Genomic DNA, 13,355 nt, shown 5'->3' with positions numbered 1-13,355 from the left:
TCTCTCGTCGGTCCGGCGCCCCTGCCGTCACCGTCTCGGCGGCCTGGTCGCCCGTGGTGCTCCGGTGTTCCGGTGGGCCGTGCTCCGGCGGCCCCGCGCTCCGGCCCTCCTGTGGTCCGGTGGTCCGGTGGTCCGGTGGCCGCGTGCTCCGGTGGGTCCCATTCGACCGGAGCGGGGCCGCGGGCGGATCCCGCCCGGGCGGGGACCGGTCTCCCTCCTGGGAGGGAGACCGTCCTGCACCGGTGGGGGAGCACCGGTGAGGCGCTGACCTGGCAGGATGTCGGGATGCCCAGGATCCTCGCGCCACTTCTCGCCGGCGCCACGTACGCGCGTCTGCTGCACCTGATGGTCGGATGGATCTTCGCGGGCGTCCTCCTGATGGTCTATCCGGGGACGTACCACAAGGGTCTCGGCGAGATCGTCGTGGCGAGCGTCTGCGTGGACGCGGCCCTGCTCGTGCTCGTCGCCCTGGTGCCCGCCGCACGGCTCGCGGAGGGCGTCCAGGCCCGGCTGTTGCTGGTGCCCGACCGGGAGCGGGACATCTCCGCCGAGCCCTCCCGCACCTGGGCCGACCGCCGGCGCACCGCAGGGTGGTTGATCGGGCGGGTCGCGCTCGGCTCCGTGGTCGGGTTCGCGACGATCTTCGGACTCACCGGCGGATTCGATCTGCTGTCCGGCGCCGACTCCCTGCGCTACCTCCCGCTCGTGCCGCCGGCCCTGTTCGGCTACGGCTGGCTGGTCGTCGCCGCCGGTCGGCTCCAACTCGCCATGGCAGTGCGGCTGCTGGGGCCGTCCCCGGCCGAACGGCTGGCCGAAGCGGAGCTGCGGGCCGAACGGCTGCTGGAGCGCAACCGGTTGGCCCGCGAGCTGCACGACTCCATCGGCCACGCACTGACGGTGACGGTCCTTCAGGCCGGCGCGGCGCGCGAGGTCGGGGACCGGGAGTTCACCGCCAAGGCGCTGGAGGTCATCGAGGAGACCGGCCGCCGGGCCATGGAGGACCTCGAACGGACCCTCGTCCTGCTGCGGGAGAGCCCGGACGCCGACTCGCCCGCCACCGTGACCGAGCGGCCCGGCGTGGAGCAGCTGCCCGCGCTCTTCGACACCGCCCGCGCGGCCGGCAGCCCGGTCGAGGCCCGGATCGAGGTGTCGGCGGGGGAGTTGCCCAGGGTGCTCTCGCGGGAGTCGTACCGCATCGTCCAGGAGGGTGTCACCAACGCGCTCAGGTACGCGCCGGGCCAGCCGGTCAGCGTGCGGATCGCCGTCCGCGACGGACAGTTGGAGCTGCGCTGCGCCAACCGCACGGCGGTGGCCGGCGCCGGTGCGGTGCGGCCCGCGGGTGGCACGGGCCGCCGGGGCGGCAAGGGTCTGCGCGGCATCCGGGAACGCGCCGCACTGCTCGGCGGGGAGGCCGGCGCGGGAGCGTCCACCGACGGGGCCGGGGAGTGGGTGCTCGCCGTCCGGCTCCCCCTACGCTTGGGCTCGTGACGAACGATCTTGCGGGGGACGGCCGGGCGAGGGCGACCGGGGCGACGATCGACATCCTGCTCGCCGACGACGAGGAACTGGTCCGGGCCGGCCTGCGGGCCGTCCTGGAGGCGCAGGGGGACCTACGGGTGGTCGGCGAGGCCGCCGACGGCGCGGAGGCGGTGGCGCTGGCCCGGGCGCTGCGCCCGGACGTCGTGCTGATGGACGTCCGGATGCCGGTCCTGGACGGCCTGGCGGCGACCCGTGAGCTCGTACGCCCCGGCGCCCCGGGGGAGCGGCCGCCGAAGATCCTGGTCGTGACCACCTTCGAGAACGACGACTACGTCTACCAGGCGCTGCGGGCCGGCGCCGACGGCTTCCTGCTCAAGCGTTCCCGACCGGCCGAGATCGCGCACGCGGTGCGGCTGGTGGCGGCGGGCGAGTCGTTGCTGTTCCCGGCCGCGATCCGCCGTCTCGCGGCCGGTCAGGGCAACCCGGCCGCGCGCGCCGCGATGGCCGGGGCGGCGCTCACCGAGCGCGAGGCGCAGGTGCTGCGGCTCGTCGCGCGCGGACTCAGCAACGGTGAGATCGCCGAACGGCTGTTCCTCGGAGTGCAGACGGTGAAGACGCACGTCAGCAGCGTGCTGGCGAAGCTCGGGGCGCGGGACCGCACCCAGGCGGTGATCGCGGCGTACGAATCGGGGTTCGTGGAGCCGTCGGAGTCGGACTGACGGCACCTGCGCGCAGGGGGCGGACGAGGAGGTGGGGGCGTGGGCAGGACCGGTCAGGCCGGGTAGCCGTGGGTCTGGGCGGCCTTGACCGAGGCCCAGACCGCGGACCCGGGAGCCAGGTCCAGCTCCGCGACGGCCGCCTGGGTGAGGTCGGCGGCCATCGGCAGTTCGCCCTCGAGATCGGCGCGCACCTGGTCGCCGTGCAGGTCCAGGCCGGTGACCTGGAGCTTCCACACGTTGCGCGCGCTGGACTCGGGCCGCTCCCGGTGGAGGGTCACGGCGGACGGCGGGAAGGCCACGAAGGCCGGGCCGGACAGGTCCTCGGTGGTGGTCAGCACCGTGCCCGTCGGCAGTGTCACCTGGTGGTCCTTCGCCGTGCCCTGGTACAGGTTGAGTCCGACCAGGCGGGCGATGTAGTCCGTGCGCGGCCGGCGGGCGACCTCGGCCGGGCTGCCGGACTGCACCTCGTGGCCGTCCTCGATCACCACCAGCCGGTCGGCCAGCACCATCGCGTCCAGCGGGTCGTGCGTGACCAGCACCGCGACCGCCTCGAACTCGGCCAGGTGGCGCCTGAGTTGGGAGCGCACGTCGAGCCGGGTGCGGGCGTCCAGGGCGGCCAGCGGTTCGTCCAGCAGGAGCAGTCGGGGGCGCACGGCCAACGCCCTTGCCAGCGCCACCCGTTGGGCCTGACCGCCGGAGAGGCGGCCGGGCCGGGCGGAGGCGTGCTCGGCCAGGCCCATCCGCTCGAGCCAGACGGACGCCTCGGTCCGGGCGGCGCGCTTGGGCCGGCCCTGGCAGCGCGGGCCGAAGGCGACGTTGTCGAGCGCGCTGAGGTGCGGGAAGAGCAGGTAGTCCTGGAACACCACGCCGACGGGCCGTTCCTCGGCCGGGGTGCACACCCGCCGGCCGGGGTCCTCGAGCAGCACTCCGTCAAGGCGCAGGTGGCCGCCGGTCAGGGGGAGCAGCCCGGCGAGCGCGCGCAGGGCGGTGGACTTGCCGGCGCCGTTCGGGCCGAGCAGCGCGACCACCTCGCCGGGGGCGGCGGTGAGCGCGAGGTCGAGCGTGAACGCGGCGCGGTCCACCCGGAGCCGGGCGTCGAGGGCGGGGGCGGTGCTCATCGGGGCGGCGTCCAGGGGCTCGGTGGGCGGAGGTTCGGCCTTCGGCGGCCCGGTACCAGGCGGCCCGCCGTCAGGTGGATCGACGGCGGGTGGCCCGGTGTTCGGTGGCCCGGCGGCCGGTGAGGTGCCGTCCGGTGGTGAGGTGCCGTGCAGTGATGCGTCGCCGTGCCGTGGTGAGGCGCCCGGGAGGCCGGTTGGGTGGCCGGTCGGGAGGCCGGCTGGGAGGCCGCCCGGGCGGCCGCTGCGGAGGCCCTCACGGCGTGGGCATCCAGCGCTCGCGCAGGCCGACCAGGACCGCGATGGACACCACCAGCAGGACCAGGGACAGGGCGATGGCCGCCTCCGGATCGGACTCCATGGCGAGGTACACGGCCAGCGGCATGGTCTGGGTCCGGCCCGGGAAGTTGCCCGCGAAGGTGATCGTCGCCCCGAACTCGCCGAGCGCCCTGGCCCATGCCAGGACGGCCCCGGCGGCGATCCCCGGGGCGATCAGCGGCAGTGTGACCCGGCGGAACGCCGTCAGCCGGGAGGCGCCCAGGGTCGCCGCGGCCTCCTCGTAGCGGGGGTCGGCGGCCCGCAGCGCGCCCTCGACGCTGATCACGAGGAACGGCATCGCCACGAACGCCTCGGCGATCACCACGCCGGTGGTGGTGAACGGCAACGTGATGCCGAAGGTCGAGTCCAGCCAGGAGCCGACGATGCCGCGCCGCCCGAGGACCAGCAGCAGCGCCACACCGCCGACCACCGGTGGCAGCACCAGCGGCAGGGTGACCAGGGCCCGGACCACCCGCCGGCCCGGCAGCTCGGTGCGGGCGAGCAGCCAGGCCAGCGGGACGCCGAGGACCAGCGAGACGGCCGTGGCCGCCGTCGCGCAGACCAGCGACAGGCGCAGTGCGTCCCAGACGGCGGCGCTGGTCAGCTGGTCCGACAGACTGCTCCACGGCGCCCGGATCAGCAGCCCGACCAACGGGAGGACCAGGAACGCGAGCCCGAGCAGCGCCGGGAGCAGCAGGGCGACCGGGACCCGGTTCGCCCGCCGCCGGCTCCGGCGCGGCACGGCCTTCACCGCTGCGGCCGCGCCGGGGCCGCCGCCGGGCCCGCCGTCCGGGCCGGTGTCGGCACCGCTGCCGGCACTGGGGGTGTGGCCGGGGGCGTCGTCGGGGCCACCGGCGGTGGTGCGGTCGCTCACGGTGCCTGGAAGCCCGCCGCGGTGAGCACCTGCTTGGCCTCGGACGACTGGACGTACGCGACGAAGGCGGCGGCGCCGTCCTTGTTCGGTGCCTTGGCCAGCGCGGCGATCGGGTAGTCGTTCACGGCCTTGTCGGCCTCGGGGAAGTCCACGCCGTCGATCTTCGCAGCATCGGCCTTCACGTCGGTCTTGTACACCAGCGAGGCGTCGACCTCGCCGAGCTCGACCTTGGTGAGCGCACCCTTGACGTCCTGTTCGAGGGTGACCGGGGTGAGGTTGACGTTGGCGGCCTTGAGCGCGGTCAGGGCCGCGGCGCCGCACGGCACCTCCTTCGCGCACAGCGCGACCTTCACCCCGGAGCCGGTGAGGTCGTTCAGACCCGCGACGTGCTTGGGGTTGCCCTTGGGCACGGCGATGGTGAGGGTGTTGCGCACGAAGGTCTTCGGGTCGCCGCTCGCGCCGCCCGCGTCGGTGACGGTCTTCATGGTGGCCGGGCTCGCGGCCGCGAACACGTCCGCCGGGGCACCCGAGTTGATGCTGGTGGCGAGGGCGGAGCTGCCGCCGAAGTTGAAGGTGACCTTGGCGCCCGGGTTCGCGGCCTCGAACTTCTTGCCGAGGTCGGTGAAGGTCTCCTTCAGCGAGGCGGCGGCGAAGACGGTGATGGCGCCGGTCGCCTTCGGCATGCCGGCGCCGGTGGTCGCCGCCGAGCCCGTCGCGGCGGCCGGGGCCGCGGAGGAGGACGCCGCGTCGGAGGCCTTGCCGCCGTCGCTGCCGCACGCGGTGGCCCCGAGGCTGAGAGCGAGGGCCGCGGCGGCGGCGACGGCGAGTCTGCGGGTGGTGGTCGTACGGGTGTCCATCGGTGCTGCCCCTCCAGGGTTCGCGCCGGAAGGGGCGCGGGGACCAGGCCGCAGCTGCGGCCATTACGGCGATCATAGTGCCGCAAATGCGAGCGATAAATCCTCTGTCGCTTTGCACAGGCAGGGTGTGGCGAGGGCCTGTTCCCGGCTGTGGGAAGGCTCAAACGTGCACGGACCGTGCCGGGGTCGCGGTGCGTCCGCGGGCGGCTTCGGCGAGGCCGAGGGAGCGGACGACGGGCAGGCGGGCGGGGGTGTCGGCCGGAAAATTGCGTCGCGCGGGATCGGCCGAGCGGACAGAGTGGTGCGAGCGGTCGGGGCGGGGCCGTGGGCCGCAACCCGTGTGCGCCACACACGCCACACATGCGCCGTATCCCGCCCGTATCTCGTATCTCGTATCCCGTATTGCGCACCACGCACACCACACACCGCCGTCCGGCGAACGGCCGGAACCGAAGAGGGGGAGGAGTCCGCCCATGTCCACCTTGCGCGTCACCGCCGAGAAACTGGTCATCCTGGAGCACCCGAACGCCGATGCCCTGGAGCTCGCGCAGGTCGGTCTCTACCGGGCGGTGGTCGCCAAGGGCAGCTACCGGACCGGCGACTACGCCGTCTACATCCCCGAACAGTCCGTGCTCCCGGAGCAGTTGATCGGTGAGCTGGGTCTGACCGGCAAGCTGGCCGGCAGCCGGGCCGACCGGGTGCGGGCGGTTCGGCTGCGCGGTGAACTCTCCCAGGGCATCGTCTGCCGGCCCGGAGTCCTCGCCGACACCGACCTGGAGGCCGCCGCCGAGCGCGGCGAGGACTTCGCCGAACTCCTCGGGATCGTCAAGTGGCAGCCGCCGGTGCCGACGTCGATGAGCGGCGACGTGCTCAGCGCGCCGGACCTGCTGCCCTGGGTGGACATCGAGAACCTCAAGCGCTACCCCGACATCTTCGAGCCCGGCGAGCCGGTCGTGCTCACCGAGAAGCTGCACGGCAGCTGCTGCCTGGTGACGTACACCGCCGCCACCGGAGAGGTGCGGGTGTCGTCCAAGGGCATCGGCGCGCAGGGGCTCTCGCTGGTCGAGGACGAGCGCAACCTGTACTGGCGGGCGGTGCGTGCCCACGGCATCCCCGCGGTGGCGGCCCGCCTGGCCGAACGGCTCGGCGCCGAGCGGGTGGGCGTCTTCGGCGAGGTCTTCGGTACGGGGGTCCAGGACCTGACGTACGGGGCCTCCGGGCGCGCCGAACTGCCCGGGTACGCCGCGTTCGACGTGTCGGCCGTCGTAGACGGGCGGATGGAGTGGTACTCCGCCGCCGAACTCCTCGAAGGCGAGCTGCCGTTGGTGCCCGAGCTGTGGCGCGGTCCGTTCGATCCCGAGGTGGTGCTGGGGCTGGCCCAGGGCAGGGAGACCGTCTCCGGACGGGAACTCCACCTGCGCGAGGGCGTGGTGGTCCGGCCGGTGACCGAGCGTTGGAGCATGGCGGTGGGCGGACGCGCGATCGCCAAGGTGGTCAGCGACGCCTACCTGACCCGCAAGGGCGGCACGGAGTACGAGTGACCGCCGGGGCGTCGGAGCGGGATCGGCGGGCGGGCGACGGCGAACAGATGACAGTGGACAGCTGACAGAGTTTGAAATCTGTTATCTGTTCGCTGTCATCTGTTATCTGTCACCTGTCACTTGTTCGTCGTCCGGCGCCGTAGACCGCCGCCGGAGCCCCGGGCCGATGCCCGGACGGGTGTGGCCGTCGGCCTTCCAGGCACACGACCGCTCCATTCGAACACGGCGACCGCGCTCTGCGGGCAGCTTTTCACATCTTCGGGTGGCTGATTCCGGCCCCTCGATAGCGTCCCACGCACCCCAGACCGGAAGCGCACGTGCGGCTGGCATATGACGGGCCGGCGGTTCACGTGACCCCGCCGATCCGCCGCCGGCCGCCTGGAGTCCGCCCGGTCCGGGTTGCCCGGGCGCACCGCGAACCGCCCCCGGGTTCGACCGGTCGACCGGAGGTCCCGTGGGCACCCTCAACCATCTCGGCTTCGGCTGGCTGACGCCCGCCCTCTCGTACCTGATGGCCTGCGCCGGCGCCGCCCTCGGCCTGCGATGCACCCTGCGCGCACTCGCCGCGAGCGGCGCCGCCCGCCGGAACTGGCTGCTCGTCGCCGCCACCGCGATCGGCTCGGGCATCTGGACCATGCACTTCGTCGCCATGTTCGGATTCGCCGTCGACGGCACCGAGCTGCGCTACGACGTGCCGCTGACCGTGCTCAGCCTCGCCGTCGCCGTCCTGGTCACCGGTCTGGGCCTGGTGGTGGTCTGCTGCGGCGGTCACCGCGGCCCGGCCCTGCTGGCCGGGGGCTTCACCACCGGCATCGGCGTCTCCGCGATGCACTACCTCGGCATGGCGGCGGTCCGGATGCACGGCGGCCTGCGGTACGACGCCGGCACGGTCGCGATCTCGGTGCTCATCGCGATCGGCGCGGCCACCGCCGCCCTCTGGGTCGCCGTCACCATCCGCAACGTGTACGCGGCGGCCGCCGCCTCGCTGGCCATGGGCCTCGCCGTCACCTGCATGCACTACACCGGCATGGCCGCCGTGCACGCCCGGCTCGATCCGGCCCGGACCGGCCTGGGCGGAGCGAGCCCGATGGAGTTCGTCCTCCCGCTCGCCGTCGGGCTCGGCTCCTTCCTCTTCCTCGCCTCGGCCTTCGTCGCACTGTCGCCGCCCGCCCAGGACCGGGCCGGCGGCCACGACGAGGGTGAGCTGACGATCGAGGAGTTCCGCGTCGCCGCCGAGCACCCCGGTGCCGGTCCCTACCCCGGCCGCGGCCCTGGCCCCGGGCACCCGGGGCCAGGACGCCACGGGACCCGCGAGCGGCACGAACGCGCGGCCTGACACCCGCCCGCCGTCGCCCGTCCGTTCCGGAGCCCCCGCCGGCCCCGATCGCACCGGTCCCCGCCGCCGGCCCTCCCCCTCCGTCGCCCCCTCCCCGCCCGAAAGGCGCTCCACCCATGCCTGAAGACCGCGGCGCCCCCGCCCGCCCGCCGCGTCCCGGCTCCGGGCGGCCCGGTTGCCGGGTGCGCGGCCCGCACGGCCCGCGTGTGCTGCGCGACCTGCGGCCCAGGACCGTGCGCGCCCGGATCATCGCCCTGCTGATGGTCCCGGTGGTCTCCGTCCTCGCCCTGTGGGGGTTCGCCACCGTCACGACCGCCGAGGACGTCTGGCAGCTGCTCCGTGTGCGCGACACCCAGCGCACCCTGCTCACGCCGGTCGCCGCCACCGTGGCCGGTCTGCAGGCCGAACGGGCTGCCGCGGGGCAGCTGTTGGCCGCGCCCGGCGCCGACCGGGCGGGCGCCCTGCAGGAGGCCGTGGCCGCCACCGACCGGGCGGTCGCCCCGCTCTTCCCCGATCAGGGGCGCCCCGATCAGCGTTACCGAGAACAGGGTCGCGCCGATTCGGGCCGTCCCGTCACGGCCGATGCCGGTACGGCCCGCCCCGGTTCCGGCTACAACCGGGCCGACGCGCAAGGCCTCGGTGCGGACGCCGCGACCAGGCTGAACGCCCTCGGCGCCGCCCTCGGTGCGCTGCCCGGGCTGCGTGACCGGGTGTCGGCCAGAAGCGCCGACTGGTCCGAGGTGTACGCGGTGTACGGCGCCGCAGTGGACCGGGCACTGGCCGTCGCCGGCGCGCTCACCCCGGCGCCGGAGCGGCGGGCCGGCGCCGTCGCCCGGGTGCTGCCGGAGCTCGCCCGCTCTCGCGAACTCCTCTCCCGGGAGGACGCGTTGCTGCGTGCCGCCCAGCTCTCCGGAGCGCTCACCGCGGACCAGCTGCGCGAGTTCTCCGGCGTGGCCTCCGCCCGGCGGCAGTTCGAGCAGGCCCTCGTCGCCGACCTCCCCGGGGCCGATCTGCCCGGCGCCGACCCGGCGGGTGCCGGTCCGGGCGCCGTGGGCCGGGCGGCACTGCTCGCCGTCACCGGAGGCCAGGACCAGAGGGATCTGGCCGACTACGAGGAACGGGTCCGTGCGGCCGGCGACCCGAAGGCGGCGCTCGCCGCGGTGGCGCCCGACCGCTGGGCCCTGGCCGCCGGCAACCTCACCCGTGACCTGCGCACCGTCGAGGACCGGGCGGGTCGGATCGCCGCCGAGGGACAGGACCCCTACACCTCGGGCCTGTTCACCCCGGCCGGGGCGGCCGTGCTGCTCGGTCTGCTCGGGCTGATCGCCTCGCTGGTGATCTCGGTGCGGATCGGGCGGGGCCTGGTCACCGAGCTGATCGGTCTGCGCGACTCGGCTCTCGACCTGGCGGGCCGCAGACTCCCGGCCACGATGCGGCGGCTGCGGGCCGGGGATCCGGTCGACGTCGAGGCCGAGGTGCCGGAGCCGACGGGCGGCGGAGACGAGATCGGCCAGGTGCACCGGGCGCTCGGGACGGTCCGGCGGGCGGCCGTCACCGCGGCGGTGGAGCGGGCCGAGGTGCTCTCCGGAGTGTCCGGGGTGTTCGTCAACCTGGCGCGGCGCAGCCAGGTCCTGGTGCACCGCCAACTCACCCTGCTGGACGCGATGGAGCGCCGCACCGAGGACCCGTCCGAGCTCGCCGACCTGTTCCGGCTGGACCACCTCACCACCCGGATGCGCCGGCACGCCGAGGGCCTGATCATCCTCTCCGGGGCCGCCCCCGGCCGGGCCTGGCGCCGACCCGTCCCGCTGCTGGACGTGGTGCGCGCAGCCGTGTCGGAGGTCGAGGAGTACGCCCGGATCCAGCTGCACCCGCTGCCGCCCGCCGCCGTCAGCGGTGCGGCCGTCGCCGACCTCACCCACCTGGTGGCCGAGCTGGTGGAGAACGCCACCGGGTTCTCGCCGCCACGCACCCGGGTCCACGTCCGGGGCGAACTGGTCGGCAACGGCTACGCGTTGGAGATCGAGGACCGCGGCCTGGGCATGGGCCGGGCGGCCCTCGCCGCGGCCAACCGGCGGCTCGCGGCCGTGGAGCAGAGCGACCTCTTCGACAGCGATCGGCTCGGCCTGTTCGTGGTCAGCCGGCTCGCCCGGCGGCACGGCGTCCGGGTCTCGCTGGTGACCTCCGCCTACGGCGGTACCACCGCCGTCGTCCTGTTGCCCGCCGTGCTGCTGGCCGACAGCGCGGAGGGCGGGCGGCAGGTCCAGGAGTCCGAGCCGGTACCGGAGTTGGACGTCGTTCCGGTGGAAGAGGGGCGCGCGCACATGGACCGGCCGGTCAGGGCGCGTCCGGGCGCGGCCTTCACCCTGGACGACGGGCTGCTGGACGGCCTGCCGGAGGGGGAGCCGGGCGGCCGGCCGCTGTCCCCGGCCGGGGACGAGCTTCCGGCGGCGGGTGGGCCGTCGCCGGAAGGTGGGGCGCTGCTGCCGTTCGGCTCCCGGGGCGGCGACCCCGGGCCGGCGCGCCGCACCCCCGCCCGGGCCTCCGCTGCCCGGGCGGGCGGACCGGCTGCGGGCGGGGGGTCCGGTCTCGCCTCCGGCCCGCAGCCCGGCCCGCAGCCCGGCCCGCAGCCCCGCCCGCAGCCTGGTCCGCGGTCTGGCCCGCAGCCCGGTCCTCCGCGGCCGGTGACCGGGCGGAGTGGCGCGGTCCTCGGGCCGTGGCCGGGTGGACGGCAGGCCCGACGAGTGGATGACGGTGGCCGCAGGGACGACGGGGACGACGGGGGCTACGGGGACGAGGAGTTGCCGCGCCGCGTCCGACAGGCGAGCCTCGCCCCGCAGCTGCGCGAGGCCCCGTCCGGTGCGGCCGCACGCGGTGGCCGTACCACGGCCGGGTCGACGTCCGCGGGGCGGAGCCCGGAGGCGCCGGGCGCCGCGATGTCCGCGTTCCGGGCCGGATGGACGCGCGGCACGGGCTCGTTCGGGAGTTCGGGTACGGCCGGGCGCTCGGTTTCGGACGCTGGCCCCGACTCCGGCCCGGACTCTGCCTCCGATACCGGTCCCGATACCGGCCCCGGCTCGGACCCCGGCGATCCTGGTGGCGGCCGCCCGCTGCGCCTGTCCAGACCCGAAGGGGACCGGTCGTGACCGGTACCGACCACCCTGCGGCGGTCTGGAGGCGGCTCCTCGACGAGCAGGTCCGGCGCGCCCCCGCGTTCCGCTGCGCGGTCCGGCCCACCGCGACCACGCCGCCGTGCGCGACGGGCGGTCGGTGAGCACCGTGGCCCGCCCCCACCGGCCCCCGCGGCAGGCGCCGTCGCCACAGCAGCAACCAGCGCCACAGCAGCAACCGCCGACACCACGGGAACCACCGCCACAGCAGGCGCCCGCGCAGGACTGCGGCGCCGGGGCGGTGGCCCCGGGGCCCTACCCCCGCAACCCCCTCGCCGCCGCCCACCACGCCCGGTGGTTCGACGGCGACGCCGGCCCGCTGGTCCGTCCGTACGCCGTGACGGGCGGCCGGACCGGCGCCGGAGGCCGTCGCCTCGACCTGATCGCCCTGGTGGTGAGCGAACCGCTGGCCCTCGGGGAGCCCGCGGGCCCCGGTGACTTCGCGGATTCGCCCGCGCTGCTGGTCGGTCCCGAGCAGGCGAGGATCCTCGCGCTGTGCCGGGGGACGCCACTGTCCGTGGCCGAGCTGGCCACCGAGCTCGACCTGCCGGCGGGCGTCGTGCGGGTGCTGCTCGGCGATCTGCAGGCGGCCGGACTCATCCGGGTACGCCACCCCGTTCTGCCCGCCCTGCTCCCCGACGAGCGCATCCTCCAGGAGGTCGTCCATGGACTTCACGCACTCTGACCACCCGCCCGTACCGCTGCGGCGCTACGGACCGACCGGGCGGTCCGGGCCGTCCGGACCCGACGACGGTGCCCTCGCGCTCAAGATCCTGGTGGCCGGCGGCTTCGGGGCGGGCAAGACGACGCTGGTCGGAGCGGTCAGCGAGATCCGCCCGCTGTGCACCGAGGAGCGCCTGACCGAGGCCGGCCGGGAGGTGGACGACCTCGGCGGCGTGGAGCGCAAGACGACCACGACGGTGGCGATGGACTTCGGACGGATCACCATCCGCCGGGGCCTGTCCGTCTACCTGTTCGGCACCCCGGGGCAGGACCGGTTCTGGTTCGTCTGGGACGAGTTGGCGCGCGGAGCCCTCGGTGCCGTCGTGCTCGCCGACACCCGCCGACTGACCGACTGCTTCCCCGCGGTGGACTTCTTCGAGCTCCGCGGCATCCCCTTCGTCGTCGCGGTGAACCGCTTCGCCGGGACGCGCGAGTACGGCCCCGACGAGGTCGCCCGCGCGCTGGACCTGGACCCGGGCACGCCGGTGGTCCTGTGCGACGCGCGGCTGCGGGCCTCGGGCAAGGAGGTCCTGGTCGGCCTGGTCGAGCACGCCGGCCGGGTGCACGCCGCCCGGCTGCTCGCCGACGCCGCACCCGTGCGCTGACGGCCGGCCCCGGCCGGTGCGGAGCCGGCCCCCGGCCGGCTCCGCGGCCTCAGCCCCGGGTCTGGAACAGGATCCTGGTCCAGCTGGAGCCCGGGCAGTTGCCCCAGACGTCCCAGGCCTGCGGTCGCGCGCCGATCCACAGGCCGGTGGTGTGGGAGCCGTCGGCGCAGTAGGTGACGGTGCGCAACTGGCCCGAGTAGACGTTGCAGCGGCCCTCCCAGCGCCAGCCGTAGTCCGCGGTGATGACGCAGCGGTAGGAGGCGGCGGTGACCCCGGGCGAGGTGGCGAGGGCCTCCGTCGTGAGGGTCCGGTCCGCGGTGGTCGCGGTGGTTGCCGTGGTGCCGGTGGGCACGGCGGTGGCGGACAGGGCGCCGGCGGTCAGGGCGGTGGCGGGCGGGGCGGTGGTGCCGAGGACCCCGAGGACCGCCGCGGCGGCCGTCCCGAACACGGCGGTCATCCTGGCGATGCAGCCTCGCATGGCGGTTCTCCTCGCTCGAAGGTTCCGATCGGGTGTGCGCGCCTCCGGCCGTCGGGGGCGGTGGCGGGCGTCAACTCCGGTGCCCCGGACGGCCGATGACGTATTGCACACGAATGACTGCGGACGGTGAAACGACGACC

General features: G+C 75.3%; 11 protein-coding genes. 7 read left to right on the top strand and 4 right to left on the bottom strand.

Annotated features, from left to right (window positions below; genetic code table 11):
- Window positions 1–285: 285 nt before the first annotated feature.
- Together ACIRS1_RS01445 and ACIRS1_RS01440 are read left to right on the top strand one after the other, a co-directional pair.
- Window positions 286–1,488, top strand: a complete 1,203-nt coding sequence (locus tag ACIRS1_RS01445; RefSeq protein WP_402835932.1) for a sensor histidine kinase — start codon at window positions 286–288, stop codon at window positions 1,486–1,488.
- Window positions 1,485–2,198 carry a response regulator gene (locus ACIRS1_RS01440; RefSeq protein ID WP_402835930.1) on the top strand — a complete coding sequence of 238 codons (714 nt, stop codon included), beginning with the start codon at window positions 1,485–1,487 and terminating at the stop codon, window positions 2,196–2,198. Before ACIRS1_RS01445 ends, ACIRS1_RS01440 begins: the two co-directional genes overlap by 4 nt.
- A 53-nt stretch (window positions 2,199–2,251) precedes the next feature.
- Here ACIRS1_RS01440 and ACIRS1_RS01435 read toward each other — a convergent pair whose 3' ends face one another.
- The 3 genes from ACIRS1_RS01435 to modA form a co-directional block, all read right to left on the bottom strand.
- Window positions 2,252–3,316 (bottom strand): ABC transporter ATP-binding protein, encoded by a 1,065-nt coding sequence (locus ACIRS1_RS01435; RefSeq protein ID WP_402835929.1) that lies wholly within the window; start codon window positions 3,314–3,316, stop codon window positions 2,252–2,254.
- A gap of 253 nt (window positions 3,317–3,569) precedes the next feature.
- Window positions 3,570–4,382, bottom strand: coding sequence for an ABC transporter permease (locus ACIRS1_RS01430; RefSeq protein ID WP_387897496.1), 813 nt, complete (start codon window positions 4,380–4,382; stop codon window positions 3,570–3,572).
- Window positions 4,383–4,501: 119 nt separating this feature from the next.
- On the bottom strand, window positions 4,502–5,362 hold the full coding sequence (gene modA, locus ACIRS1_RS01425; RefSeq protein ID WP_402835927.1) for a molybdate ABC transporter substrate-binding protein: 861 nt from the start codon (window positions 5,360–5,362) through the stop codon (window positions 4,502–4,504).
- A gap of 473 nt (window positions 5,363–5,835) precedes the next feature.
- On the opposite strand from modA, the gene ACIRS1_RS01420 reads away from it, so the two are divergent.
- The 5 genes from ACIRS1_RS01420 (at window position 5,836) to ACIRS1_RS01400 (ending at window position 12,737) form a co-directional block, all read left to right on the top strand.
- Complete coding sequence (locus tag ACIRS1_RS01420; RefSeq protein WP_402835925.1) at window positions 5,836–6,903, top strand: RNA ligase (ATP); 1,068 nt, start codon at window positions 5,836–5,838, stop codon at window positions 6,901–6,903.
- 454 nt (window positions 6,904–7,357) lie between these two features.
- Window positions 7,358–8,239, top strand: a complete 882-nt coding sequence (locus ACIRS1_RS01415) for an MHYT domain-containing protein (protein ID WP_402835923.1) — start codon at window positions 7,358–7,360, stop codon at window positions 8,237–8,239.
- A gap of 116 nt (window positions 8,240–8,355) precedes the next feature.
- Window positions 8,356–11,385 (top strand): nitrate- and nitrite sensing domain-containing protein, encoded by a 3,030-nt coding sequence (locus tag ACIRS1_RS01410; protein WP_402835921.1) that lies wholly within the window; start codon window positions 8,356–8,358, stop codon window positions 11,383–11,385.
- A 265-nt stretch (window positions 11,386–11,650) separates the two neighbouring features.
- Window positions 11,651–12,094 carry a DUF742 domain-containing protein gene (locus ACIRS1_RS01405; protein WP_402835919.1) on the top strand — a complete coding sequence of 148 codons (444 nt, stop codon included), beginning with the start codon at window positions 11,651–11,653 and terminating at the stop codon, window positions 12,092–12,094.
- Window positions 12,075–12,737: a GTP-binding protein gene (locus tag ACIRS1_RS01400; RefSeq protein WP_402835917.1), complete on the top strand. Its 663-nt coding sequence runs from the start codon at window positions 12,075–12,077 to the stop codon at window positions 12,735–12,737. The genes ACIRS1_RS01405 and ACIRS1_RS01400 overlap by 20 nt, the downstream gene beginning before the upstream one ends.
- 49 nt (window positions 12,738–12,786) lie before the next feature.
- Here the strand turns inward: ACIRS1_RS01400 and ACIRS1_RS01395 are convergent, their stop codons facing one another.
- Window positions 12,787–13,215 carry a hypothetical protein gene (locus tag ACIRS1_RS01395; RefSeq protein WP_402835916.1) on the bottom strand — a complete coding sequence of 143 codons (429 nt, stop codon included), beginning with the start codon at window positions 13,213–13,215 and terminating at the stop codon, window positions 12,787–12,789.
- Window positions 13,216–13,355: the final 140 nt, after the last annotated feature.

The sequence above is a fragment of the Kitasatospora sp. NPDC101176 genome, from assembly GCF_044768035.1.
Taxonomy (GTDB): domain Bacteria; phylum Actinomycetota; class Actinomycetes; order Streptomycetales; family Streptomycetaceae; genus Kitasatospora.
Note: the sequence above shows the minus strand (reverse complement) of the source record. Positions and strands in the feature narration are given on the sequence as shown.